This is a genomic window from Streptomyces sp. JW3, from assembly GCF_052216785.1.
Taxonomy (GTDB): Bacteria; Actinomycetota; Actinomycetes; order Streptomycetales; family Streptomycetaceae; genus Streptomyces.
In genome coordinates, this window is the sequence record NZ_JBQOUX010000091.1 from 1 (window position 1) to 24,152 (window position 24,152).

General features: G+C 73.6%; 24 protein-coding genes. 5 read left to right on the top strand and 19 right to left on the bottom strand.

Annotated features, from left to right (window positions below; translation table 11 throughout):
• Window positions 1-113: 113 nt before the first annotated feature.
• Entirely contained in the window at window positions 114-1,481 is a 1,368-nt protein-coding gene (gene proP / locus ACTT8P_RS28905) for a glycine betaine/L-proline transporter ProP (RefSeq protein ID WP_442834710.1), read from the bottom strand.
• A gap of 398 nt (window positions 1,482-1,879) precedes the next feature.
• Here proP and ACTT8P_RS28910 point away from each other — a divergent pair, with 398 nt between their 5' ends.
• Window positions 1,880-3,925: a bifunctional glycosyltransferase 87/phosphatase PAP2 family protein gene (locus ACTT8P_RS28910; RefSeq protein ID WP_442834711.1), complete on the top strand. Its 2,046-nt coding sequence runs from the start codon at window positions 1,880-1,882 to the stop codon at window positions 3,923-3,925.
• Between the two features lie 12 nt (window positions 3,926-3,937).
• Here ACTT8P_RS28910 and nadE read toward each other — a convergent pair whose 3' ends face one another.
• Genes nadE through ACTT8P_RS28925 form a run of 3 tightly spaced genes read right to left on the bottom strand, consistent with a single transcriptional unit; the run spans window position 3,938 to window position 5,953 of the window.
• Entirely contained in the window at window positions 3,938-4,774 is an 837-nt protein-coding gene (gene nadE, locus ACTT8P_RS28915; protein WP_442834712.1) for an ammonia-dependent NAD(+) synthetase, read from the bottom strand.
• A 41-nt stretch (window positions 4,775-4,815) separates the two neighbouring features.
• Complete coding sequence (locus tag ACTT8P_RS28920; protein ID WP_442834713.1) at window positions 4,816-5,145, bottom strand: DUF397 domain-containing protein; 330 nt, start codon at window positions 5,143-5,145, stop codon at window positions 4,816-4,818.
• Window positions 5,120-5,953, bottom strand: a complete 834-nt coding sequence (locus tag ACTT8P_RS28925) for a helix-turn-helix domain-containing protein (RefSeq protein ID WP_442834714.1) — start codon at window positions 5,951-5,953, stop codon at window positions 5,120-5,122. The genes ACTT8P_RS28920 and ACTT8P_RS28925 overlap by 26 nt, the downstream gene beginning before the upstream one ends.
• A gap of 91 nt (window positions 5,954-6,044) precedes the next feature.
• Here ACTT8P_RS28925 and ACTT8P_RS28930 point away from each other — a divergent pair, with 91 nt between their 5' ends.
• On the top strand, window positions 6,045-6,440 hold the full coding sequence (locus ACTT8P_RS28930; RefSeq protein ID WP_442834715.1) for an ATP-binding protein: 396 nt from the start codon (window positions 6,045-6,047) through the stop codon (window positions 6,438-6,440).
• 12 nt (window positions 6,441-6,452) lie between these two features.
• On the opposite strand, the gene ACTT8P_RS28935 is transcribed toward ACTT8P_RS28930, so the two are convergent.
• From ACTT8P_RS28935 to ACTT8P_RS28965, 7 genes are all read right to left on the bottom strand, one after another.
• Window positions 6,453-7,976 carry a discoidin domain-containing protein gene (locus ACTT8P_RS28935; protein WP_442834716.1) on the bottom strand — a complete coding sequence of 508 codons (1,524 nt, stop codon included), beginning with the start codon at window positions 7,974-7,976 and terminating at the stop codon, window positions 6,453-6,455.
• A gap of 60 nt (window positions 7,977-8,036) precedes the next feature.
• The gene (locus ACTT8P_RS28940; protein ID WP_442834717.1) at window positions 8,037-8,837 is read right to left on the bottom strand and encodes an ECF transporter S component; all 801 of its coding nucleotides are present in this window, start codon (window positions 8,835-8,837) and stop codon (window positions 8,037-8,039) included.
• Window positions 8,834-10,495 carry an ABC transporter ATP-binding protein gene (locus ACTT8P_RS28945; RefSeq protein ID WP_442834718.1) on the bottom strand — a complete coding sequence of 554 codons (1,662 nt, stop codon included), beginning with the start codon at window positions 10,493-10,495 and terminating at the stop codon, window positions 8,834-8,836. The genes ACTT8P_RS28940 and ACTT8P_RS28945 overlap by 4 nt, the downstream gene beginning before the upstream one ends.
• Window positions 10,492-11,577, bottom strand: coding sequence for a CbiQ family ECF transporter T component (locus ACTT8P_RS28950; RefSeq protein ID WP_442834719.1), 1,086 nt, complete (start codon window positions 11,575-11,577; stop codon window positions 10,492-10,494). Before ACTT8P_RS28950 ends, ACTT8P_RS28945 begins: the two co-directional genes overlap by 4 nt.
• Complete coding sequence (locus tag ACTT8P_RS28955) at window positions 11,567-12,295, bottom strand: SCO2322 family protein (RefSeq protein WP_442834720.1); 729 nt, start codon at window positions 12,293-12,295, stop codon at window positions 11,567-11,569. Before ACTT8P_RS28955 ends, ACTT8P_RS28950 begins: the two co-directional genes overlap by 11 nt.
• Entirely contained in the window at window positions 12,292-13,497 is a 1,206-nt protein-coding gene (locus ACTT8P_RS28960) for a prenyltransferase/squalene oxidase repeat-containing protein (protein WP_442834721.1), read from the bottom strand. The genes ACTT8P_RS28955 and ACTT8P_RS28960 overlap by 4 nt, the downstream gene beginning before the upstream one ends.
• Window positions 13,498-13,756: 259 nt before the next feature.
• The gene (locus ACTT8P_RS28965; protein ID WP_442834738.1) at window positions 13,757-14,368 is read right to left on the bottom strand and encodes a TetR family transcriptional regulator; all 612 of its coding nucleotides are present in this window, start codon (window positions 14,366-14,368) and stop codon (window positions 13,757-13,759) included.
• 172 nt (window positions 14,369-14,540) lie between these two features.
• On the opposite strand from ACTT8P_RS28965, the gene ACTT8P_RS28970 reads away from it, so the two are divergent.
• Genes ACTT8P_RS28970 through ACTT8P_RS28980 form a run of 3 tightly spaced genes read left to right on the top strand, consistent with a single transcriptional unit; the run spans window position 14,541 to window position 17,829 of the window.
• Window positions 14,541-16,034, top strand: a complete 1,494-nt coding sequence (locus tag ACTT8P_RS28970; protein WP_442834722.1) for a glycosyltransferase family 4 protein — start codon at window positions 14,541-14,543, stop codon at window positions 16,032-16,034.
• A complete protein-coding gene (locus ACTT8P_RS28975) occupies window positions 16,028-16,762 on the top strand; it encodes a class I SAM-dependent methyltransferase (protein WP_442834723.1) in 735 nt (244 codons plus the stop codon). The genes ACTT8P_RS28970 and ACTT8P_RS28975 overlap by 7 nt, the downstream gene beginning before the upstream one ends.
• Window positions 16,759-17,829: a prenyltransferase gene (locus ACTT8P_RS28980; RefSeq protein WP_442834724.1), complete on the top strand. Its 1,071-nt coding sequence runs from the start codon at window positions 16,759-16,761 to the stop codon at window positions 17,827-17,829. The genes ACTT8P_RS28975 and ACTT8P_RS28980 overlap by 4 nt, the downstream gene beginning before the upstream one ends.
• 13 nt (window positions 17,830-17,842) lie before the next feature.
• Here the strand turns inward: ACTT8P_RS28980 and ACTT8P_RS28985 are convergent, their stop codons facing one another.
• From ACTT8P_RS28985 to ACTT8P_RS29020, 8 genes are all read right to left on the bottom strand, one after another.
• Window positions 17,843-17,968 carry a hypothetical protein gene (locus ACTT8P_RS28985; protein WP_442834725.1) on the bottom strand — a complete coding sequence of 42 codons (126 nt, stop codon included), beginning with the start codon at window positions 17,966-17,968 and terminating at the stop codon, window positions 17,843-17,845.
• 63 nt (window positions 17,969-18,031) lie between these two features.
• Window positions 18,032-18,157, bottom strand: a complete 126-nt coding sequence (locus ACTT8P_RS28990; RefSeq protein ID WP_442834725.1) for a hypothetical protein — start codon at window positions 18,155-18,157, stop codon at window positions 18,032-18,034.
• A 63-nt stretch (window positions 18,158-18,220) separates the two neighbouring features.
• On the bottom strand, window positions 18,221-18,508 hold the full coding sequence (locus ACTT8P_RS28995; protein WP_442834726.1) for a hypothetical protein: 288 nt from the start codon (window positions 18,506-18,508) through the stop codon (window positions 18,221-18,223).
• A 108-nt stretch (window positions 18,509-18,616) separates the two neighbouring features.
• On the bottom strand, window positions 18,617-19,519 hold the full coding sequence (locus ACTT8P_RS29000) for a hypothetical protein (RefSeq protein WP_442834727.1): 903 nt from the start codon (window positions 19,517-19,519) through the stop codon (window positions 18,617-18,619).
• A gap of 91 nt (window positions 19,520-19,610) precedes the next feature.
• Window positions 19,611-20,579 (bottom strand): N-acetylmuramoyl-L-alanine amidase, encoded by a 969-nt coding sequence (locus ACTT8P_RS29005; protein WP_442834728.1) that lies wholly within the window; start codon window positions 20,577-20,579, stop codon window positions 19,611-19,613.
• Window positions 20,580-20,589: 10 nt separating this feature from the next.
• Window positions 20,590-21,252 (bottom strand): class I SAM-dependent methyltransferase, encoded by a 663-nt coding sequence (locus tag ACTT8P_RS29010; protein WP_442834729.1) that lies wholly within the window; start codon window positions 21,250-21,252, stop codon window positions 20,590-20,592.
• Window positions 21,253-21,371: 119 nt separating this feature from the next.
• Entirely contained in the window at window positions 21,372-23,111 is a 1,740-nt protein-coding gene (locus ACTT8P_RS29015; protein ID WP_442834730.1) for an MFS transporter, read from the bottom strand.
• A 147-nt stretch (window positions 23,112-23,258) separates the two neighbouring features.
• A complete protein-coding gene (locus ACTT8P_RS29020; protein ID WP_442834731.1) occupies window positions 23,259-24,011 on the bottom strand; it encodes a response regulator in 753 nt (250 codons plus the stop codon).
• Window positions 24,012-24,152: the final 141 nt, after the last annotated feature.

The following is a 24,152-nucleotide window of genomic DNA, read 5'->3' on the forward strand; positions in this document are numbered from 1 at the left end:
CGATTCCGCGCCGTTCCGAGGACGGACACCCCCCACCCCGGCCCCGACCCACCACCAAACCGTGGGCGCTACGCGCACCCCCACCCCACCCGCGCAGGCCGCCGCAGGCATCGTCACCGTTCCACGGACGGTCCGGACCCCGGCAGCGGACGCCCCGCCGATTCCGTCATGAACCACACCGCCACGCCACCCACCACAGCCGCCGCCATCATGTAGTACGCGGGCATCATCAAATCCCCGGTCGCCCCGATCAGCGCCGTCACCACCAGCGGCGTCGTCCCGCCGAACAGGGACACCGAGATGTTGAAGCCGATGGACAGCGACCCGTACCGCACCCGCGTCGGGAACAGCGCCGGCAGCGCGGACGGCATCGCCGCCGTGAAGCACACCAGCAGCAGCCCCAGCGCGGCCATGCCCAGCCCCACCGCCGCCAGACTGCCCTCGCGGATCAGCAGCAGCGCCGGGACGGACAGCAGCAGGAAACCCGCGCAGCCCGCCGCGATGACCGGGCGGCGCCCCACCCGGTCGGTCAGCGCCCCCGCGAACGGCTGGACGATCATCATCAGCGCCATCACCGCCAGCACCACCAGCAGCCCGTGCGTCTCGTCGTACGCCAGCTCGCTCGTCAAGTAGCTCGGCATGTACGACAGCAGCATGTAGTCGGTGACGTTGAAGACCAGCACCAGCCCGACGCACAGCAGCAGCGCCTGCCACTGCCCGGTGACCATCTCCCGCAGCGGCACCTTCGGCCGTTCCGCCTCCGCCTTCTCGACCTCCGCCATGAACGCCGGCGTCTCCTCCAGCCGCATCCGCAGGAACAGCCCGACGATCCCCATCGGCCCCGCGATCAGGAACGGAATCCGCCAGCCCCAGGAGGTCAGGTCGCCGTCCGACATCAGCGCGGTCATCAGGGTCACCAGCCCGGCCCCGCCGATGTACCCCGCCAGCGTCCCGAACTCCAGCCAGCTCCCGAGGAACCCGCGCCGCCTGTCCGGCGCGTACTCCGCGATGAACGTGGACGCCCCCGCGTACTCACCCCCGGTCGAGAACCCCTGCACCAGCCGTGCCACCAGCAGCAGCACCGGCGCCCACGCCCCGATCGACCCGTACGACGGGATCAGCCCGATCGCGAACGTGCCCGCCGCCATCAGGATCATCGTCAGCGCGAGGATCTTCTGCCGCCCCACCCGGTCGCCCAGCGGCCCGAACACCAGGCCGCCCAGCGGCCGCACCAGGAACGCCGCCGCGAACGCGCCGAACGTCGACAGCAGCTGCGCGGTCGGGTTCCCCGACGGGAAGAAGACCTTGCCCAGCGTCACCGCGAGGTAGCTGTAGACGCCGAAGTCGAACCACTCCATCGCGTTGCCGAGCGCCGCCGCCCGCACGGCACGCCGTACCAGCGCGGGATCGGTCACCGTGGCAGCACGCGCGGGCGCCGGTGTGCGGGAGGAAGAGACAGGGGCAGCGGTGGCAGCCGACAAGACTTCGCTCGCCTACCTTTCGACGGGAACAGGACACGACCCGCACGGCGGCGCTGTCGCCGGGCCGAAAAGCGACCATAGGCGGCGATGTCCTGATCACACACCGCGTCCAAAGCACTGCACACCGCACCGAAACCACCGCCACGCAGGGACGTCTTCCGGCCACCGCCGGCTCCCGCCCACCCCCCGCTGTGATCCTTCTCGCTCCCCGGGGAAGCGGCCGAACCGCGACCGCACTATCGTCATCCGGACAAAAGACAGGACAAAAGGAGAGCGGCCGTCAGGTGAAGACGGGGTTGCCTGCGTCTCTCTCCGGGGGTGGTGCGAGCCTCATAAGGTTCGCAAAGGAACCCATGCGCGGGACGCGTGGGACGAACGGGGCGGGAGGCCGACGCGGCGTGGCGAATGCGGAACACGGTGGGCGAGGGGCGGAGGTCTTCGGGGCGACAGCCGCCGGAGCCACCAGAGCACGCCTGCACCTGGCACGCGCGGGACTGTGGCTGGTCGCCGCCGTCCTCGCCGTACGACAGCTCGCGGTGGTGCTCTCCACCCCGCGCGGCGAGCGCCTGACCGACCTGGAGACCTGGGTGGGCCCGCACGGGGTCCTGCACGTCGAGGGGTCCCTGTACGACTCGACCAGATTCACCGGCACCCCCTTCGCCGGACTGGTCCTCAAGCCGCTCACCCGCGCCGCCGAACAGGCCCTCGGCTGGGGCTGGACCTTCGGCACCCTGCTGCTGGTGGTGGCGCTCGGCCTGGTCGCCGCCCGCGCCCTGCCCCGGCCCGTCGGCCGCCGCACCGCGCTGCTGGCCGCGCCGGTCGCGGTCAGCCTGCTGATGCTGTCCCTCCCGGTCCGCAACACCCTCTGGCTCGGCCAGACCAGCATCGTCCCGGTGCTGCTCGTCCTCCTCGGCTGCCTGGCCGTCCGCGGTGAACGGGCCGGCGGCCTGCTCATCGGCGTCGCCGCCGCCTTCCAGCCGACCGTGCTGCTGTTCGTACCGCTGCTGTGGTTCACCGGCCGCCGCCGCGCCGCCGGCACCACCGCGGTCACCTTCGCCGTGTGCACCGCGCTCGCCTGGGCGGCGATGGCCCACGACTCCTACACCTACTGGGTGCACCACATGGCCGGCGTCGGCCTCGGCGGCGCCGCCGACGACCTCGCCAACCAGTCCCTGCACGGCGCCCTGCTGCGGCTCGGTCTGAACGGCCCGCTGGAGATCGCCCTCTTCGTCGCCCTCGGCGCCGTCGTCGCCGTCCTCGGCCTGCGCCGCGCCGTGCGCTACGCCCACGACGGCCAGCTTCTCCTCGCGGTCGCCATCACCGGCTGCGCGGCCGTCGCCATCTCACCCACCACCTGGCAGCACCAGCTCCTGTGGGTGCTGCTCGCGGTCGTCGGCCGGGTCGGCAAACGCGCCTCGGACCGCTACGTCTGGCCGGTCGCCGTCGTCCTGGTGATGACCCTCCCGGCGAAGATGATGCTGCCGAACATGGCGGCCCTCTACCCGCTGCGCGACAACGTGGTGCTGCTCGCGGCCGTCGCCGCCGCCACCGCCGTACCGTTCCTCTCCCGCACCTCCCCCTACTTCCACACCCCGGTCCCCACCGAGCACGCGGCCCCCGTCCCCACCCGCTTCCAGCACGTCCCCCTCCTCCCGTTCCTGCGCCGCGTCCTCACCCGCCCGAACCTGCTCCTGGAACTGCTCCTCATCCGGGTCACCTACGCCGCCTACTCCAAGGTCCGGCTCGCGGCGACCGGCGGCACCATCCAGGGCGGCCGGGTGCGCGCCGAGGAGCACGGCCACCAGATCCACGACATCGAGCGCTTCCTGCACATCGACATCGAGCACGCGGTCAATCACGCCGTCGTGAAGGTCGACTGGCTGCGCGGCTTCTTCGACTTCTACTACGAGTCGTTCCACTTCTTCGTCCCGCTGACCGTCCTCGGCGTCCTGTACTGGCGCCGCCCGGTCGACTACCGCTGGGCCCGTGCCTCGCTCGGCTTCGCCACACTGCTCGCCCTGGTCGGGTTCTGGCTGTACCCGCTGGCCCCGCCGCGCCTGATGCCGGCCCTCGGCATCATCGACACGGTGCACGGCGTACAGGACTTCACCCGGCCCGACTACGGCACGCTGACCTCGCTGACCAACCAGTACGCGGCGATGCCGTCGCTGCACTTCGGCTGGTCGCTGTGGTGCGGCCTGGCGATCGCGATCATCGCGCCGAAGCGGTGGATGAAGGCGCTCGGCCTCCTCCACCCCCTGTTCACGGTGTCCGCGATCGTGGCGACCGGCAACCACTGGGTGCTGGACGCGGTCGGCGGCGCGGCGGTGGTGGCCGCCGGTTTCGGCCTGACGTACCTGTTCCAGGGCCCGCGGGCCCAGACGGTCACCGCCGCCGCGACGGTCCCCGAGCGGGAGGCGGCGAAGGACCCCGCCCCGAGCTGAGCAGGGTGCCGGTCAGCGCCACCAGTCGTCGAGCGGCGTGACCGGCACGGTCCGCTTGTGCCGGGTCGCGAGATACACCGACTCCACCTTCGCCGCCACCTCGGGCGTGACCTCCGCGCCCTCCAGGTAGGCGTCGATCTCGGCGTACTTCAGCCCGAGCGCCTCCTCGTCGGGCAGCGCGGGCCGGTCGTCCTCCAGGTCGGCCGTCGGCACCTTCTGCCAGGTGGAGGCCGGTGCGCCCAGCTCCTTCAGCAGGGCGGCGCCCTGCCGCTTGGTGAGGCCGGTGAGCGGGGTCAGGTCGACGCCGCCGTCGCCGTACTTGGTGAAGAAGCCGGTCACCGCCTCGGCCGCGTGGTCGGTGCCGACGACGAGCAGCCCGAGCTGCCCGGCGACCGCGTACTGGATCACCATCCGCTCGCGGGCCTTGAGGTTGCCGCGCACGAAGTCCCGCAGCCGGTCCTCGCCGGTCAGCTCCCGGAGGGCGGCCCCCGCCTCCCCGGCGACGGCGTCCGCGCCCGGCTTGACGTTGACGGCGACCGACCGGTCGGGCCGGATGAAGTCCAGCGCGATCCGGGCGTCGTCCTCGTCGGCCTGCACCCCGTAGGGCAGCCGCACCGCGACGAAGGTGGCGTCGTGCCCCTCGGCGCGCAGCTCCTCGGCGGCGAGCTGGCACAGCTTCCCGGTCAGCGTGCTGTCCTGCCCGCCGCTGATCCCGAGGACGAACCCCTTGGCGGGGGTCGACCGCAGGTAGTCCTTGAGGAAACCGACCCGGCGCTGGATCTCGTCGGCGGGCACGATGGTCGGCTGGACGCCGAGTTCCGTCACGATCTGCTTGCGTAGGTTCTGCATCAACGCACTGTATCCACCGAGGTCGGGATGAAACGCGGTGGTCAGACCGTGGCCGACGCCCAGCCGAGGAATGCGGCGAAGGCGGCGGGGGACAGGTGCAGCGCGGGCTTCGCCGGTGCCTTGGAGTCCCGGACGGCTATGGCGGCGGTGACTTCGGCGACCTCTACGCAGTTGCCGCCCTGGTCGCTGCTGTACGACGACTTGCGCCAGGCGAGCGGCCCGAGCGGCGCGCATTCGACGCAGTCGCCGCCCTGGTCACCGCTGTACGACGACTTGCGCCAGGCGAGCGGCCCGAGCGGCGCGCACTCCACGCATTCGCCGCCCTGGTCGCCGCTGAAGCTGGACTTACGCCACTCGATCCTCGACGGCATAGCGTTCCTCCATTACCCGGCGGATCAGTTCCGCCGAGTCCTTGATGGAGAGCGCGGCGGCTCGGAGATGATCGTAACGGAGTGAACCGTCCTTGACGGTGTCCGGATTGGCGGTTGGATGCCCGCTGCCATATCCCTCCGTGTAGAGGATGGTTGGGTCGTCCACGAAGCGGTAGAGGTTGAATGAGCCTTGGAGTCCCGCGTGCGCGCCCGCCGAGAACGGCAGCACCTGGACGTTGATCCGGGGATCGTGCTCGAACACCAACAGGTGCGCCAGTTGGCCGCGCATCGTCTCCCGATCGCCGATCTCCAGGTGCAGCGCGGCCTCGCTGACCACCGTCCAGAAGACCGGAGGCTGTGCCTTCTTGAAGATGCGCTGGCGAGCGAGCCGGACGGCGGTGCGGTCGTCGAGGTCGGTGGGGTCGAACGCGCCGAGCACGGCCCGGACGTAGGCATCGGTCTGGAGGAGACCGTGGACCATGTGCGTCTGAAAGGCACAAAGCTCGACGGCCCGCGCCTCCAGCTCGGCCACCTGCTGGAACCACGACGGGAGTTGGCTGCGCAGCACAAGCACGACCAGGCGGGACAGCAACCCGTCCGTGCCCAGCGCCGCGTCCACCCGCTCGCTGAAATCAACCGTTGGCAGTTTCCTGGCCGTCTCGATCTGGCCGATCAGTGAGCCGGTGTAGTTGACGATCGCGCCGAGTTGTTTCTGGGTCAGGCCGGCGGCCTCCCGGTAGCGGCGCAACTCGTAGCCGTAGTAGTCGAGCGGCGATGCGCCCGGGTCGAGGACGTTGATGTGGGTCACGCAGAGCCCCCTTCGCGCAACTCGGTCCACACGGGGACCGGCTGTATCCGATCGGTAGCCCACCGTAGTCGCCGAACGCCACGCTTGTGCCGTGAACGATGACTTTGCCCAGGTGTACACACTGCGCCTCACCGTCGGCGCGCACGCGGCCCGGCTTGTGCGGCGGATCGTCCGCTCGTATCTGACGGAGTGGGACATGCCCGCGCTGAGCGACACCGTCGAACTCGGCGTCACCGAGCTGCTCGCCAACGTCGTACGGCATGTCCCGGACCGCCGCTGCACGGTGCTGCTGGCACGGCGGACCGGCGGCGTGCGGGTGGAGGTGGCGGACGGGTGCCCCCGCTACCCCGTGCGGGCCACGTGCGTGGCGGACGACGCGGAGGGCGGGCGGGGGCTGATGCTGCTTGAGGCGGTGGCCGACAAGTGGGGGGTGGCGCCGGGGCCGGGGGAGGGCAAGACGGTGTGGTTCGAGTGCGACTCCGGCTGACCGGCCCGGAGGTCAGTGCTTGCGCAGGTTCGCGGCCAGCGCGGCGAGGGTCTGGGCGGTCTCGGCCAGGCTCGCGACGGCGGTTTCCAGCTCCGCGGCGATGCGGGGAGCCGCGGGCAGGGCGGCGGCGGAGGGGGCGGCCGGTGTGCCGCGGTAGCCGATGGGACCCTCGTTGTACCGCTGGTAGTAGCCGGTGAACACCGGCCCGGCGGCCGCCTCGGCGAAGCGGACCCGGGCGAGCTGGGTCTCGGTCCCGCCGGCGTTGCGGGTGATGTCGAGACGGTAGTGCCGGCAGGCCGGGGCACTGGCCCGGAGGTGGAACTCCCTGGTCTCGAAGCGTCCGGTGAACGTCTCGCCGCCGCGGGTGTCCAGCGGCAGCCAGGTGTCGCCGTCGCGGGAGCCGTACAGGGTCCAGTCACGGGGGTCGCGGTCGGGGCAGTCGTTCGCCGACATCAGGGAGTACGACCCGATGGCGGTGGGACGGGCGAGGGTGAAGTCCAGCCAGGCGGTGTCTCCACCGGCCAGCCACTTGGAACGCTGGTCCGCCAGGAGGTTGTCGGCCCACTCCTCCGCCTCCTCGAACTCGTCGCTCGCCTCGACGGCCGTCACCTCGGCCTCGTGGGACGCGGCGTGCAGCACCGCCACCCCGGAGTTGCCCCGCTGATCGCGCCAGGTCACCCGCTCGACGGGCGCCGCGCCGTCGTCGACCAGCAGCCGGAGTTCGCCGGAGGTGTGCCAGCGGCCGCCCCAGCCCTCCTCCGTGCGGAAGCGGTGCAGGGTGGCCGCCGAGAGGTTCTGGACGTCGTCCGAGAACGGCCGGCGGTCGCTCAGGCGCCCCCGGTACTCGTACGTCGTCCCGTCCGGTATCCGGTAGCAGCCGTGGAAGTCGGACATGTTCGACTGGAAGCTGAGGGCGGCCTCGGCGCCGTCCGCCGTCCGCCAGCCGAGCTGCGCGGGCAGGGAGTGCTCGCCCCGGTCGACGTGGAAGAGCAGTCGCGGGGCCGCCTGCCAGGGGGCGGCGGGGGAGTGGGCGGGGCGGAGTTCCGTACGGTAGGCGAAGACCGAGTCGCGGGCCGCCGCCGCCGTGCGGGCCCGCTCCGAACGGCCGCGCTCCCAGACCGGGTCCAGGGTGATCCGGTACAGCCAGAGCATGCTGGCGGCCTTGGCCGAGGAGCGTATCTCCAGGGTGTTGGTGCCGGGCTTCAGCAGATGCCCGGGTACGGCGAGGACGTTGTCCTGCGGCAGGTCGCCGCCGCCGGGCACGGTGAGGTCCGTGACCAGCGGCTCGCCCTGGAGGAGTACGTCCATGGGGGCGTGGCCGAGGCGGGAGCCGAGCTTGGAGACGAGGGCGGTGATGGTGAGCGTCGCCTGCGGGACGTCCTGCGGGTCCTCCACCTCGAAGTCCAGCGTCACGGTCCCGCCCGCGCCCACCGCCACGTGCGACCCGGCGAACCGGGCCCCGTCGTAGCTGACGGCGGCGTTCGCCAGCGGAGCCGGATCGACAGAGAAGTCGGCGTAGGTAACATCAAATCCCATGGCGGGGACCCTAGCGGCAGGGTCCGACAGCCGGCCGTCTCCCGGCCGTCTCCCGGCCGCTCAGTCGAAGGTCACCGGGGTCTCGAACGCCGCCCGGCGGGTGGCCCGGCGCAGCGCCTTCAGCACCGGCGCCCCGAGGGCCAGCGTCAGGACCACCGTCATCAGCGCCCGGCCGGTGTCCCAGCCCAGGGACGTGGCCAGGCAGTACGCCGTGAAGCGGGCCAGGTTGCCGGCGAGGCCGGCGTCCGGGTCGGGGGCGATGTCCGAGCCGTCCGGGTTCAGGAAGGGCCAGCCGGCCGCGTTCATGAACCCGCCGTAGGCGAACGCGGCCAGGAAGCCGTACCCGGCGAGCAGCAGCAACTCCGTACGGCCGCGCAGGCGGTCGGGGAACGGCAGCAGGCCCGCGCCCATCGTGAACCAGCCCATCGACAGCATCTGGAACGGCAGCCACGGGCCGACCCCGCCGGTGAGCAGCGCGGAGGCGAACATCGTCACCGAGCCGAGGACGAACCCGAACCCGGGACCGAGGACCCGGCCGCTGAGCACCATCAGGAAGAACATCGGCTCCAGACCGGCGGTTCCGGCGCCCAGCGGGCGCAGTGCCGCGCCCGTCGCCGCCAGGACGCCGAGCATCGCGACCGCCTTCGGGCCGAGCCCGGACTCCGAGATGGTCGCCGCGACCACCGCCACCAGCAGCACCAGGACGCCCGCGAACAGCCACGGCGCGTCCTGCGCATGGGCGTTGACCGCCGCCTCGGGCGGGGCGACGAAGGGCCAGCCGATGGCGGCCAGGCCCACCGCGCTGACCAGCAGCAGCGCGGCGACGGAACGTGGACCGAGACGGACGACGGCGCGGGTCATGCCAGGGCCCTTCTGACCTGCGCGACCGTCAGCCACGGCTGCGGCGCCAGCACCTTGGCGACCTGCGGGGCGAAGGACGGGGAGGAGACCGCCACGTCCGTCGTCGGGCCGTCCGCGATCACCTCGCCCTCGGCCAGCAGGACCACCCGGTGGGCCAGTTCGGCGGCGAGTTCCACGTCGTGGGTGGCCAGCACGATCGCGTGGCCCTCGGCGGTCAGCACCCGGAGCATGGCCACCAGGCGGGACTTGGCGGCGTAGTCCAGGCCGCGGGTCGGCTCGTCGAGGAGGAGCAGCGGCGGGCGGGCGGTCAGGACGACGGCCAGGGCGAGGGTGAGGCGCTGGCCCTCGGAGAGGTCGCGGGGGTGGGTGTCGTCCGCCACGCCGGGCAGCAGGTCGGACAACAGCGCCCGGCAGGTACCGGGCGGCGCGTCCGCGTCCCGGTCGGCGGCCCGGCACTCGGCGGCCACCGTGTCGGCGTACAGCAGGTCGCGGGGTTCCTGCGGGACCAGGCCGACCCGGCGGACCAGTTCGCGCGGGGCGGTGCGGTGCGGCACCGCGCCCCCGGTGCGGACCGTCCCGGCGCTCGGCTGCACCAGGCCGACCAGCGCGCCCAGCAGCGTGGACTTGCCGGCCCCGTTGCGGCCCATCAGGGCGATGGTCTCGCCGGGGAAGACGGTGAGATCGACGGCGCGCAGGGCGGTGCTACCGCCCCGGCGGACGGTGAGGTCGCGGAGCTCGGCGGCGTAGGGGGTGGCCTGGGCGGTGGGCTTGCGGCGCCATCGGGAGGCCGGGCGTGGGGACGGGAGGGCGGCGGTCGACGGGACGGGCGCCGGAGTCGGGAGGCCGGCCAGCCGGTCCCGCAGCGGGGCGGCCCGGCGGCGGGCGTCGCGGACCGTCAGTGGCAACGGCGCCCAGCCCGCCAGCCGGCCCAGCTCCACCACCGGCGGGAACACCGGGGAGACGGCCATCACCTCGGCCGGGGTGCCGAGCACCGGCGGGGCGCCCGGCGCGGGCAGCAGCACGACCAGGTCGGCGTACTGGACGACCCGCTCCAGGCGGTGCTCGGCCAGCAGGACCGTGGTGCCGAGGTCGTGCACGAGGCGTTGCAGCACCGCGAGGACCTCCTCGGCGGCGGCCGGGTCCAGCGCGGAGGTGGGCTCGTCCAGGACCAGGACCGAGGGGTGCGCGGTGAGGACGGAGCCGATCGCGACGCGCTGCTGCTGGCCGCCGGAGAGGGTGGCGATCGGGCGGCGGCGCAGCGCGGCCAGGCCCAGCAGGTCGAGGGTCTCCTCCACCCGGCGGCGCATCACCGCCGGAGGCAGGCCCAACGACTCCATGCCGTAGGCGAGTTCGTCCTCCACCGTGTCCGTGACGAAGTGGGACAGCGGGTCCTGGCCGACCGTGCCGACCACGTCGGCCAGTTCGCGCGGCTTGTGGGTGCGGGTGTCGCGGCCGGCCACCGTGACCCGGCCGCGCAGGGTGCCGCCGGTGAAGTGCGGGACCAGCCCGCCGACCGCGCCCAGCACGGTGGACTTGCCGACGCCGGACGGACCGGCGAGCAGCGCCAGTTCGCCCTCCGGGATCTCGAAGTGCACGCCGCGCACGGTCGGTTCGGCCAGCCCGTCGTAGGTCACGGAGACGTTCTCGAAGCGGATCACGAGGATTCCTCGACTCGGCGTGGCGCGGGGGTGACGAAGGCGGGCAGCAGGCCGAGCAGACAGGCCGCGGCCGGCCAGAGCGGCAGGACGGGGACGGTGAGCGGGACCACGCCCGGGTGCAGCGCCGCCGGGTCCCGGGCGGCGGCCAGCGCCATGCCGCCCGCGACCGCCGCGCCCGACCCGGCGACCAGCCAGGCCCGCAGGTCCCAGCGGTCCGGGCGGTACCGGGTCCGCACCGACCGGCGGCCCCCCAGCCACAGCCCGCCCAGCGCGGCGGCCAGCCCCGCCACCAGCACCGGCACCCCGTACGTGCCGCCCGCCGCGGTCAGCAGCCCGTACGTCCCCGCGCAGACCCCGACCAGCCCGCCCAGCGTCAGCGCGGCGGTCACCCGGCGGACGGCGACCGGGACGCGGGCGGTACGGCCGTACCCCCGGGAGTCCATCGCGGCGGCCAGCGCGACGGACCGCTCCAGCGCACCCTCCAGCACCGGCAGGCCGACGTGCAGCAGACCCCGTACGCCCCGGTCCGGACGGCCGCGCAGCCGGCGGGCGGCGCGCAGCCGCTGGACGTCCGCGATCAGGTGCGGGGCGAAGGTGAGCGCGACGACCACGGCGACGCCCGCCTCGTACAGCGCGCCGGGCAGCGACTTGAGCAGCCGGGACGGGTTGGCCAGGGCGTTGGCGGCGCCGACGCAGACGAGAAGGGTGGCCAGTTTCAGACCGTCGTACAGGGCGAAGACGAGTGCCTCGGCGGTGACCCGGCCGCCCAGCCGGATGCCCTGCGCCCAGTCGGGCAGCGGCACTTCGGGGAGCGTGACGAGGACGTGCGCGCCGGGGATCGGGGAGCCCAGGGCGACGGTGAAGAGCAGCCGGACGAGCAGCACGGCCAGCGCGAGTCTGACGAAGGCGCCGTAGGAGCGGGCCCAGGGGGCGCGCGGGCGGCGGGCCGTCACCACGTACCCGGAGACGGCCAGCAGCAGGCCGAGCAGCAACGGGTTGGTGGTGCGGGTGGCGGCGGTACCGAGACCGAGCGCCCACAGCCACCAGGCACCGGGATGCGTGGCGCCGTCCTCACGCCCCATTCCGGCGCCGCCTCGCCTGCCACACCGCCGCCGCGCCGAGCACCGCCACCAGGGCGCCGCCGGCGATCAGCCCGACCGACGGGCCGCTGTCCTCCGAGGGCCGGTCGGCGGCCGGCTCGCTGTCAGACTTCCCGTCCGACTTCCCGTCCGACTTCCCGTCCGACTTCTCGTCCGACTTCTCGTCCGACTTCTCGTCCGACTTCCCGTCCGGCTTCTGGTCCGCGACCGCTTCCCCGCAGCCCGCCCGCGGGTACCCCGCGATGGCGCACAGCAGCGCGTTGGTGTCGTAGCGCAGTGGCTTCGCTACGGCGGCCAGGGCGTCCGCCGCCGTCGCCGCGTCGTCGACCCGGGCGCAGGCCGTGCGGCGCTCGGGCGGGGTCTCGCCGGACGGCGCGTCGGCGGCGGTACCGAAGTCCAGCACCAGCGCCACCCGCTTGTGGCCCTCCCGCGCGGGCGTCTTGGCGCAGATCGTCGCGAAGTCCGCCGTACCGCGCGGCTGCTCCGCGTCCCCCGAGTCCTCGCTCACCGCGAACCGGAACCCCTGCACGTCGCCGTCGTCGGGGCGGGCGGTGGACGGACCCTGGGTGGCGTACGTCCACCGGTCGCCGGCGCGGTCCCAGAACGACCAGTACCGGTACCCGGCGGCCTGTGCCGGCCCCGCGCCGACGACGAGCAGCAGCAGCGCGGCCAGGGCCGGCAGGGCGGCCCGGCGGATCACGGCTGCCGTTTCCGGTTGGTGATCAGGAAGCCGATGCCGACGCCGACGACCGCGAAGACGCCGACGTACCACCAGGTGCCGAAGGGGGAGTTGCTCTCCGCTGCCGGCTTCTTGTCCGCCTCGGTGTCCTGCTTCTCGGGGTTCGGCCCGGTCGCGTTCAGCGCCGCGACCAGGTCGGTGCCGCCGAAGTCGGCCGGGTCGGCGCCCGCCGCGCGCGCGGCCAGGATCAGCTGGGCGTAGCCGGCCGGACCGCTCTGCTTCGCCCAGTCGCCGGCGTTCTTCTCCAGCCAGGCCAGCGGCTTCGCGGCCCGCTCGGCGCCGCCCTGCGCGGCCAGCGCGAGCACGGCGTCGGCGGTGTTGCCGTAGTCCGGCTGGTCCTCGGACCCGGCGAGCGCGGACGTCAGGTGCCCGTCCTTCGCGACGGCGTCGGCGAGGTAGGCGGCTCCGTTCGCGGCGGCCTGCTCCGGGCTGTCGGCGGCGGCGCACTCGGCGACGCCCGCCGCCTCGCCGGCCTCGGCGGTCAGGCCCTTGCCGAGCGCGCCGAGCACCCCGGCGGCGGTGGCGTCCGCGTTGGCGGTGAGCTTGCCGTCCTTGTCCGGCTGGAAGGCGAAGGCGCCGTCGCCCTTGGCGCAGGGGAGGGCGAAGGTGAGCAGCGCGTCGTAGGACGACTGGCCGTTCTTGACGACCTTCGCGGGATCGCCGCCGGTGGCGGTGAGCGCGCCGATGACGACGGAGGTCGAGTTGGCGTCGCTGGCGCCGCCGGGGGAGTAGCCCCAGCCGCCGTCCTCGTTCTGTACGGTCTTCAGCCAGGTCACGGCGGAGGTCACGGCGTCGCGGTGGCCGCCGAGCGCGGCGAGGGCCTGGACGGCGGCGGCCGTGCTGTTGGTGTCGACCGGGGTCTTGGCGGTGCAGTCGGCGGCCGGATCGGCGCGGTAGGGCGCGAAGGCGCCGTCCGCGCACTGCTGCCCGGTGAGCCAGTCCACGGCCGACGGCGCCGGGGTGAGGCCCTGGGAGTCCTGCGCGAGCAGCGCGAGGGACTGGCGCCAGACCCCGTCGTAGGTCGGATCGGCGGTGCCGAACAGCCCCTGCGGGAGGGACGGGGACGGGGACGGGGACGGGTCGGCGGCCACCGCGGGAACGGCGGCGGCGCCGACCACGGCTATGGCGGCCAGCGCCACGGCGCTGCGGCGACGGACGTTCATGAGCGGCGGGTGCCTTTCCCTGTGCGGGGACGGGCGGCACGGGGCACCCCCGGGCGGCTCGGCCCCGTATGCCTCGACGGTGCCCGTGCCTCGGCGGGTGCCGGGCACGTGAGCCGGTCACGGTCCCGTCCGGGCGATCCGGCTGCACCCCCTATGTGGACAGGGGTTCACGGTTGCGGGTCAGCGCCGGAATTGCACCGGCTTCGTCCCGTACGGGCGTGATACGACCTCGCCACTTTACCCGGCTGCGTGACGGGCGTCAGGAACGGGCGGCAAGGTCGATCAGCCGGCACGCCGTCTCGATGTCGGCGCGCACCTGGGCGATGGTCGCCCGGCCGGACAGCCAGGTGATCAGGGCCGAGTGCCAGGTGTGCTCGATGACCCGGACCGCCGCGAGCTGCCGGGGCGTCGGCTCGGCGGTCCCCATCGCGGCCAGGATGATCGCCGTGGTCTGCCGGGAGACCCGGTCGACCTCGGCCGACACGCTCCGGTCGGCGAAGATCAGCGCCCGGACCATCGCGTCGGCCAGCTGCGGATCGCGTTGCAGCGAGCGGAAGGCCCGCATCAGGGTCCGGGTCACCCGCTCGCCGGCCGTCGCCCCGGCCGGCGGCCGTCCGCACAGCGTGCCGTGCAGCTGCTCCAACTGGTCCTGCATGGTGGCGACCAGCAGATGCACCTTGGAGGGGAAGTACCGGTACAGCGTGCCCAGCGCCACCCGCGAGACCTCGGCGACCTCGCGCATCTGCACCGCGTCGAACCCGCCCCGCCCGGCCAGTTGGGCGCTCGCGGTCAGGATGCGGCGGCGGCGCTCCGCCTGGCGTTCGGTGCGGGCGGGCGCGGCCGGTCTGTGCCCGCCGGTCGGGGTGGCCACCTTGCTCACCTCGCTCACCTCGGCCTCCGTGGCGTGAATCACCTGATCCACTGGTCGCAGCGTTCTTACTTGCGGGTAGATTCGGAGCCTCTGAACGATCAAGTCTGAAACTTGTTCTAGATTACCGTCCCGGCGTAGTCTCGCGGGACCGTGCGGGCAGAAGGGGACCGGAGTGACCGCTGAGGGCAGTCGGACGGAGCCCCGTCAGGACGAGCGACCGCTGCGCATCGCGCTCCTCACCTACAAGGGCAACCCGTTCTGCGGCGGCCAGGGCGTCTACGTCCGCCGTCTCTCCCGCGAACTGGCCCGCCTCGGCCACAGCGTCGAGGTCATCGGCGCCCAGCCGTACCCGGTGCTAGACGAGGGTCTGCCGCGGCTCTCCCTCACCGAGCTGCCCAGCCTCGACCTGTACCGCCAGCCCGACCCGTTCCGCACTCCGAAGCGGGACGAGTACCGGGACTGGATCGACGCGCTGGAAGTCGGCACGATGTGGACCGGCGGCTTCCCGGAACCGCTCACCTTCTCGCTCCGCGCCCGCCGCCATCTGCGCGCCCGGCGCGGCGACTTCGACGTCGTGCACGACAACCAGACGCTCGGCTACGGGCTGTTGGGCGACGTCGGCGCCCCGCTCGTCACCACCGTCCACCACCCCATCACCGTGGACCGGCGGCTCGAACTCGACGCGGCGCAGAGCGCGCGGCGCCGGTACGCGGTGCGCCGCTGGTACGCGTTCACCCGCATGCAGAAGCGGGTCGCCCGCCGGCTGCCGTCCGTGCTCACCGTCTCCGGCTCCTCCCGGCAGGAGATCGTCGACCATCTCGGCGTACGGCCCGACCGGGTGCACGTCGTGCACATCGGCGCCGACACCGACCTGTTCTCGCCCGACCCGGCGGTGGAGAAGGTGCCGGGGCGGATCGTCACCACGTCCAGCGCGGACGTGCCGCTCAAGGGCCTGGTCTTCCTCGTCGAGGCGCTGGCCAAGACCCGCACCGAGCACCCCGACGCCCACCTCGTCGTGGTGGGGAAACGTCCCGCCAAGGGGCCAGTGGCCCAGGCGATGGAACGGTACGGGCTCGAGGGCGCCGTCGAGTTCGTCAAGGGCATCTCCGACGCCGAACTGGTCGACCTGGTGCGTTCGGCCGAGGTGGCGTGCGTTCCCTCGCTCTACGAGGGGTTCTCGCTGCCCGCCGCCGAGGCGATGGCCACCGGCACGCCGCTGCTGGCCACCACCGGCGGGGCCATCCCGGAGGTCGCCGGACCCGACGGCGAGACATGTCTGGCGGTGCGGCCCGGCGACGCGGGCGCGCTGGCGGCCGGCCTGAACCGGCTGCTCGGCGACCCGGAGCTGCGGGCCCGGCTCGGCGCGGCCGGCCGCGACCGCGTCCTCGACCGCTTCACCTGGGCCCGCGCCGCGCAGGGCACGGTGGCCCGGTACCGCGAGGCCATCGCCCGCTCCAGCGGGCCCCGGACGCCCGGCCGCGCGACGGCCCAGGACCTCGGCACGCCTGACCGTCCGGCGGTCACCTCCAGCACCCCCGGTACTCCCAGCACTCCCAGCACTCCCGGTACTCCCGGCACTCCCAGCACCCCGGGTACTCCCGGCACCCCCGGCACCCCCGGCCGCCCGGCGGCCCCGGAAGAACACGAAAGCAGGACCACGTGCTGACCGTCGACTTCTCCCGGTTCCCGCTCGCCCCGGGCGACCGCGTCCTGGACCTCGGCTGCGGCGCCGGCCGGCACGCCTTCGAGTGCTACCGGCGCGGCGCGCGGGTCGTCGCCCTCGACCAGAACGGCGACGAGATCCGCGAGGTCGCCAAGTGGTTCGCGGCGATGGCGGAGGCCGGCGAGGCCCCCGAGGGCGCCACCGCCACCGCGATGGAGGGCGACGCGCTGGCGCTGCCCTTCCCCGACGAGTCCTTCGACGTCGTCATCATCTCCGAGGTGATGGAGCACATCCCCGACGACAAGGGCGTGCTCGCCGAGATGGTGCGGGTGCTCAGGCCCGGCGGCCGGATCGCGATCACCGTCCCGCGCTACGGCCCCGAGAAGGTCTGCTGGACCCTGTCCGACGCCTACCACGAGGTCGAGGGCGGCCACATCCGCATCTACAAGGCGGACGAACTCCTCGGCAAGATCCGCGAAGCCGGCCTCAAGCCCTACGGCACCCACCACGCGCACGCGCTGCACTCCCCGTACTGGTGGCTGAAGTGCGCGTTCGGCGTCGACAACGACAAGGCGCTGCCGGTGCAGGCGTACCACAAGCTGCTGGTCTGGGACATCATGAAGAAGCCGCTGGCCACCCGGGTCGCGGAGCAGGCGCTGAACCCGCTGATCGGCAAGAGCTTCGTGGCCTACGCGACCAAGCCGCACCTGCCGCCGGTGGGCGCCGCGTGACGACGCCCCGGACGGAACACCTGATCCTGCCCGGGGTACTCACCGCCGAGGAGGCCGCCGCGACCGTGCGCGGCATCCTCGCCGTCCAGCGCGAGGACGGCGCGATCCCCTGGTTCCGCGGCCACCACCTCGACCCCTGGGACCACGTCGAGGCCGCGATGGCGCTGGACGCGGCCAGCGAGCACGAGGCCGCCGAGCGGGCCTACACCTGGCTGGCCCGGCACCAGAACCCGGACGGCTCCTGGTACGCGGCCTACGCCGACGGCGACGCCGCCGAAGTCACCGACCGGGCCCGGGAGTCGAACTTCGTCGCCTACGTGGCGGTCGGCGTCTGGCACCACCACCTCTCCACCGGCGACGACGCGTTCCTGGACCGGATGTGGCCCACCGTGTACGCGGCGGTGGAATGGGTGCTGCGGCTCCAGCGGCCCGGCGGCCAGATCGGCTGGCGGCGCGATGCCGACGGCACGGGCGCCACGGACGCGCTGCTGACCGGCAGTTCCTCCGTGCACCACGCGCTGCGCTGCGCGCTGGCCATCGCCGAGCAGCGCGAGGAGCCGCAGCCCGACTGGGAGCTGGCGGCGGGCATACTGCGGCACGCGATCCGCCGGCACCCCGAGCGGTTCCTCGACAAGGACCGCTACTCGATGGACTGGTACTACCCGGTCCTCGGCGGCGCGCTCACCGGCGCCGAGGCCGAGGCCCGCATCGCGGCGGGCTGGGACCGCTTCGTCGTCCCCGGCCTCGGGGTGCGCTGCGTCGTGCCCAACCCGTGGGTCACCGGCGGCGAGTCGGCCGAACTCGCCCTCGCCCTGTGGGCGATCGGCGAGTCCGACCGGGCCCTGTCGGTCCTCCAGTCCATCCAGCACCTGCGGGACGCGGAGTCCGGCCTGTACTGGACCGGGTACGTCTTCGAGGACGCCGCGATCTGGCCGCGCGAGCTGACCACCTGGACGGCCGGCTCGCTGCTGCTCGCCGTCGCCGCGCTCGGCGGCCACGAGGCGACCTGCCAGGTCTTCGGCGGCGACCGGCTGCCGCGCGGCCTGGACACCGACTGCTGCGCCTGACCGCCCGCCCGGCTCAGTGCCGGTGCAGCCGGTTGGCCACCGCGTGCCCGACGAAGAGATAGACGATCGCGGCGAGCCCGTAACCGGCCACCACCCGCGCCCACGCCTCGTCGAACGTGCTGTGTTCTCTGGGGGACACCCCCAGACCCCCAGGTCACGCGATCGGGTGGGCGGTGCGGAGACGTGGGGGCCGGGTGGCGGCTCAGTGCCGGTGCAGCCGGTTGGCCACCGCGTGCCCGACGAAGAGATAGACGATCGCGGCGAGCCCGTAACCGGCCACCACCCGCGCCCACGCCTCGTCGAACGTGCTGTGTTCTCTGGGGGACACCCCCAGACCCCCAGGTCACGCGATCGGGTGGGCGGTGCGGAGACGTGGGGGCCGGGTGGCGGCTCAGTGCCGGTGCAGCCGGTTGGCCACCGCGTGCCCGACGAAGAGGTAGACGATCGCGGCGAGCCCGTAACCGGCCACCACCCGCGCCCACGCCTCGTCGAACGTGAACAGGTCGCGCGACCAGCCCGCCAGCCAGGCGGCCGCGTCATGGATGAACTGGACCAGGTCGTTGGCCCGGTTCGCGTCCAGCAGGTACATCAGAATCCACAGTCCGAGGATGACGGCCATGATGTCCGCGATCACCGCGACGGCCGTCCCGGCGGAGTTGGAACCACGATAGCGAGACATGCCTACCGTCTGGCCCCGCAAGTGTGTTTGAAACCCGCGCTGTCCGGCCGGAGTTGGCGGTACGCCGACGGCCCCCCACCCGAAGGCGAGGGGCCGTGGGACGAGGACTCAGCCGCGCTGGATGCCCGAGGTGTCCTGGAGCACGCCGCGGCGGCCGTCCTGAGTCTGGGCGACCAGACCCGGGCCGCGCTGGTCGACCGCCAGGTACCAGGTGCCCGGCGCCAGCTCCGCGATCGGCGTCGGCGAGCCGTCCTCCGCGAACAGCGGCCGCGGCACCGGCACCGCGAACCAGAACGGCGAGAAGTCCCCGGCCGGCTGCGGCTGCGGCTGGGCCTGCGCGGGCTGCGGCTGGGCCTGCTGAGCAGCCTGCTGGGGCTGGGGCTGGGGCTGACCCGCACCCGGGTAGGGCGCCCCCGGCCCCGGCTGCCCCGGCTGCCCCGGCTGGCCCGGACCCGGCTGCCCCGGCTGCCCGCCGTACGGCTGCTGCTGGGCGCCCGGGTAGCCGTACCCGCCCTGCGGCTGACCACCGTACGGCTGCGGCTGGGCCGGACGCGGCGCCGGCAGCAGCGCGCCCTTGAGCGCCGGGACCAGCGGCGTGGCGATCGCGGCGGCGGCCATGACCACCGTGGCGACGAGCGCGAGGATCAGGCCGGTGCCCGCGCCGATGCCCTCCCCGCCGCCGTCGTTGTCGAACGCGCCGGCCGGGTCGAACACGTTGCCCAGCGCGCACCAGGCGGCGAACACCGTGAAGGCGACACCGAACTGGCCGAGGTCCAGACCGGCGACCTTGCGGGGCTGCGGCAGCGCACGGGCCACGACGACGAGTGCGGCGCCGATGACGCCCGCGAGGACTACCCCGAGCACGATCGGCCCGCTGCCCCACAGACTGGGAATGTCGGCGCTGTCCGGAGCGCCTTCGATCGAGTAGATGTCGAGGAACGACGCGATCAACAGCAACACCGCTGCCACGATCACCACGCCGTCGCCTCGAGTGAGGGAGCGGATATTCACTTCAGGTCCTTCTCGGGTCGTCGTCTCGTCGTCAACGGACGACACTATCCTCCGCGCGTTCGCACTGTCCGCCGGGATACGGGCCTGATCGCTACCCGCGCAGGAAACTCACGATTCCCTCAGAGATCCCCTGCGCCGCCTTCTGCCGCCAGGCGCCGCTGGTCAGCAGTGCCTCGTCCTGGGCGTCGCGCATGTTGCCGCACTCCAGGAACACCTTCGGGACCTTCGACAGGTTGAGTCCGCCCAGGTCGGTGCGGGTCACCAGGCCGGTGCCGGCGCCGAGGTAGTTGGCCGGGTCGGTGCCGGTCCGCCGTCCGAAGCCGTCCGCGACGCGCTCGCCGAGGTCGGCGGACGGGGCGACGACGGCCCGGGTGTCGGCGGCGCCCTGGTGCACGGCGCCCGGCAGGATCACATGGAAGCCGCGGTGCCCGGCCGCCGAGCCGTCGGCGTGGATCGAGATCGCCGCGTCCGCGCGCGCCTCGTTGCCGATCCGGGCCCGCTCGTCCACGCAGGGCCCGTACTCCCGGTCGCCGTCCTGCGTCAGCTTCACCGTGGCCCCCCGCGCGCGCAGCAGGTCGCGCAGCCGGTGCGCCACGTCGAGGGTGAAGCTCGCCTCGGTGTAGCCGTTGTTCGTGGCGGTGCCGGTGGTGTCGCACTCCTTCCAGTTCGTACCGATGTCCACCTTGCGGTTGATCTCGGTCGGGTGCTGGAAGTTGGCCGGGTTGTGGCCGGGGTCGATGACGACGACCTTGCCCTTCAGGGAGACGGGGGCGGCCGGCTCGGTGGCCGCCGGGTCCGTGCCGTCGTCGCTCGGGGCGGCGGAGCGGGTGGCCGAGGGAGTGGCCGCGCGGGTGGCTGGGGGAGTGGCCGTGGCGGGGGCCGCCGCCCGGTCGTCGCCACCGCCGCCGTCACCGCCGGGCGCGCCCACCGCCGCGTACACCCCCCACCCGAGCAGCGCGCCCGGCACCAGCGCGGCCAGCGCCACGGTCAGCGGCCGGCGCAGCGGGGAACGGCGGGACGGGGGGCGGTGCGGATCGAACTCCGGGCCTGTGTACGACACGTCCGCGACTCTAACGCCGGCCCCGGCTCCCCGCCTCCGTTCGCCGCAGCACGCGCAGCGAGCCGGTCGCCGAGACCTCGGTGAAGGCGCCGGATTCGAGCGCCCTGCGGTAGACCCGGTACGGGGCCTGGCCGGTGAACTCGTCCACCGGGTCCGGGAAGACGTCGTGGATGACGAGCAGCCCGCCTTCGGCCACCCGGGGGGCCCAGCCCTCGTAGTCGGCGTTCGCGTGCTCGTCGGTGTGGCCGCCGTCGATGAAGACGAGCCCGAGCGGCGAGCGCCAGAGCGCGGCGATCACCGGGGACCGGCCGACCAGTGCGACCACGTGCTCCTCCAGGCCCGCCCGGTACAGGGTGCGGCGGAAGGCCGGGAGGGTGTCCATCACGCCCAGCTCGGGGTCGACGGTCTCCGGGTCGTGGTAGTCCCAGCCGGGCTGCTGCTCCTCGCTGCCGCGGTGGTGGTCCACGGTGACGGCGGTGGTGCCGGCCGCGCGGGCCGCGTCGGCGAGCAGCAGGGTGGAGCGTCCGCAGTAGCTGCCGACCTCCAGCAGCGGCAGTCCGAGCCGGGCCGCCGCCACGGCCGCCGCGTACAGCGCCAGCCCCTCGTCGACGGGCATGAAGCCCGGCGCGGCCTCGAAAGCCTTCAGGACGGCGGGTTCGGGTGCCGCGGCCATGCGGGTCCTTCCGGTGGTGGTACGGGGGTGACGTTCCGGTGGTACGGGGCTGACGTCGCCCCATGCTGCCGCACCCCCGGCCGCGCTGGGCGACAGGGGGTGCGGTGGGCGCCGGTGGCTCAGGCGGAGACCGTCTCGCCCGGCAGGGCGAGGTCCAGGTCGACCGGGTGGCCGGTGCCGGTGTGGGTCGCCGAGTGGGCGAGCGGGCCGTGTCCGGCGGCGCGGGCGGCGAGGACGTACGGGCCGCCGGCCGGCACGGCGAGCGTGTAGCTGCCGTCGGCCGCGGACAGGGCCGAGCCCGCCTGCCGGCCGTGCCGGTCGATCAGCGTGACCTTGGCGCGGGCCACGGGCGCGCCGTCGGCGGCCAGCACCCGGCCCCGGAAGCCGCGCAGCGCTTCCTCGGCGCGGGCGAGATTGGCGTCCTCCTCGCTGCTCGCGCGCAGCTGGGTGTGGACGGCGGGGCGGCGCCGGGGCAGGAAGAACGCGAAGACCAGACCGGCGGCGACCGCGGCGGTCGCGATCAGGAACGAGACGCGGAAGCCGTGCATGGTGGGCACGGCGACGCCCCCGACGTCGTTCGCGGTGTTGGCCAGCACCATGCCGATGACGGCGCTGGACACCGACGTGCCGATGGACCGCATCAGGGTGTTCAGGCCGTTGGCCGCGCCGGTCTCCGACGCCGGGACCGCGCCGATGATCAGCGCGGGCAGCGAGGAGTAGGCGAGGCCGATACCGGCGCCGAGCAGCACCGAGGTGACGATGGTCTGCCAGGCGGCGCTCATCAGGCCGAGGCCGCCGCCGTAGCCGACCGCGATGACGATCAGGCCCATGATCAGGGTGGTGCGGGGCCCGTAGCGGGCCGACAGGCGGGCGTACAGCGGGGCCGTGAACATCATGGTCAGGCCGAGCGGTGCCACGCACAGGCCGGCCACCACCATCGACTGGCCCAGGCCGTAGCCGGTGGCGGCGGGCAGCTGGAGGAGCTGGGGCAGCACCAGGGAGACGACGTAGAAACTGACCCCGACCATGATCGAGGCGAGGTTGGTGAGCAGCACCTCGCGGCGGGCGGTGGTGCGCAGGTCCACCAGGGGCGCCTTGACGCGCAGCTCCATCAGGCCCCACAGCAGCAGCACGACGACGGCGGCGGCGAACAGGCCGAGGGTGGTGGCCGACGACCAGCCCCAGTCGCTGCCCTTGGTGATGGGCAGCAGGAAGAGGACCAGGCCGACGGTGAGGCCGAGGGCGCCGGGGAGGTCGAAGGTGCCCTTGGCGCGCAGCGGTGACTCCGGTACGACGGTCAGGGTCAGGGCGATGGACAGGACACCGAGGCCGGCCGCGCCGTAGAACAGGGCGTGCCAGTCGGCGTGCTGCGCGACCAGGGCGGCGGCGGGCAGCGCGAGGCCGCCGCCGACGCCGATCGAGGAGCTCATCAGCGCCATCGCCGAGCCGAGCCGCTCGCGCGGCAGCATGTCGCGCATCAGGCCGATGCCGAGGGGTATCGCGCCCATCGCGAAGCCCTGGAGGGTGCGGCCGACGATCATCGGGAGCAGGGCGTCGGTGAACGCGCTGACCAGCGCGCCGACCACCATCACGGACAGGCTGAGGATCAGCATCCGCCGCTTGCCGTAGAGGTCGCCGAGGCGGCCCATGATCGGGGTGGCGACGGCTCCGGACAGCAGGGTGGAGGTCAGGACCCAGGTGGCGTTGCTGGGCGTGGTCTCCAGGAGTTGGGGCAGGTCCTTGATGACCGGGACGAGCAGGGTCTGCATCACCGCGACGACGATGCCCGCGAAGGCGAGGACCGGGACGGTGGCCCCGGTCGCCCTCCTGGTGGGTTCGTCGGTCGTCGTGTGGCTCATTGAGTGCGGTCCTCCGGGACGGGGGTGAGCGGATGGGTGCGCGGCCGTGCGGGCGTGCGGCCGTGCGGGATGTGTGTATGCCCAACTCCGTATGCCGAAGCACCTATTCCGTTGCTTCGGGTCCCTAACTAGTTCTTTACCTGCTCTTTAGAGCCACCCCTGGTGACGGGCCTCGCGCAGGGCTTCCGTCCGGTTGCGGGTGCCGGTCTTGCCGATGGCGGCGGAGAGGTGGTTGCGGACCGTGGACTCGGACAGGTGCAGCGCGGCGGCGACGTCGGCGACGGTGGCGCCGTCCGCGGAGGCGGCCAGCACGTCGCACTCGCGGGGGGTGAGCGGGCTCGGGCCCGCGCTGAGCGCGGCGGCGGCCAGGGCCGGGTCGACCACGGTCTCGCCGGCCAGCACGCGGCGGATCGTGCCGGCCAGCTCCTCGACCGGGCCGTCCTTGACGAGGAAACCGGCGGCGCCGGCCTCCATCGCGCGCCGCAGGTAGCCGGGGCGGCCGAAGGTGGTGAGGATCAGCACCCGGCACTCGGGGGCCCGTTCGCGCAGCTCGGCGGCGGCGTCCAGGCCGCTGCGGCCGGGCAGCTCGATGTCGAGCAGGGCGACGTGCGGACGGTGCGCGAGCACCGCCTCGACGATGGCGTCACCGGCGGCCACCTGCGCGACGACCTCGAGGTCCGGCTCCATGCCGAGCAGCAGCGCGAGCGCGCCGCGCATCATGTTCTGGTCCTCGGCGAGCAGGATCCGCAGGGGGTCCTGTTCCGGGTCCTGTTCCGGGTCCTGTTCCGGGTCCTGTTCCGGGTCCTGTTCCGGGTCCTGTTCCGGGTCCTGTTCCGGGCCTCGCGGTCCTGGTCCTCGCACGGGCTCCTGCGGACTGCGCTCCTGCGGCGTTCCGGCCATGCGCCCAGATTACGGGCGGACCCCGGGGGCGGACGCGAACACGGCCGTCCTCTCTCCGGAACGCCTGTCCGCCAACTCCCGCCCCGCGCACGGCGATACATTCACTTCCGCCGGTATCCACCTCTCGAAGCGGCGAGGCGG

Coding starts and splice junctions, on each gene's coding strand:
- ACTT8P_RS28935 (WP_442834716.1), bottom strand. CDS start 7,976: ATGGGATTTGATGTTACCTACGCCGACTTCTCTGTCGATCCGGCTCCG.
- ACTT8P_RS29010 (WP_442834729.1), bottom strand. CDS start 21,252: ATGGCCGCGGCACCCGAACCCGCCGTCCTGAAGGCTTTCGAGGCCGCG.
- ACTT8P_RS28920 (WP_442834713.1), bottom strand. CDS start 5,145: ATGCCGTCGAGGATCGAGTGGCGTAAGTCCAGCTTCAGCGGCGACCAG.
- ACTT8P_RS28940 (WP_442834717.1), bottom strand. CDS start 8,837: ATGACCCGCGCCGTCGTCCGTCTCGGTCCACGTTCCGTCGCCGCGCTG.
- ACTT8P_RS29020 (WP_442834731.1), bottom strand. CDS start 24,011: ATGGCCGGAACGCCGCAGGAGCGCAGTCCGCAGGAGCCCGTGCGAGGA.
- ACTT8P_RS29015 (WP_442834730.1), bottom strand. CDS start 23,111: ATGAGCCACACGACGACCGACGAACCCACCAGGAGGGCGACCGGGGCC.
- ACTT8P_RS28960 (WP_442834721.1), bottom strand. CDS start 13,497: ATGAACGTCCGTCGCCGCAGCGCCGTGGCGCTGGCCGCCATAGCCGTG.
- nadE (WP_442834712.1), bottom strand. CDS start 4,774: ATGCAGAACCTACGCAAGCAGATCGTGACGGAACTCGGCGTCCAGCCG.
- ACTT8P_RS28995 (WP_442834726.1), bottom strand. CDS start 18,508: ATGTCTCGCTATCGTGGTTCCAACTCCGCCGGGACGGCCGTCGCGGTG.
- ACTT8P_RS28950 (WP_442834719.1), bottom strand. CDS start 11,577: ATGGGGCGTGAGGACGGCGCCACGCATCCCGGTGCCTGGTGGCTGTGG.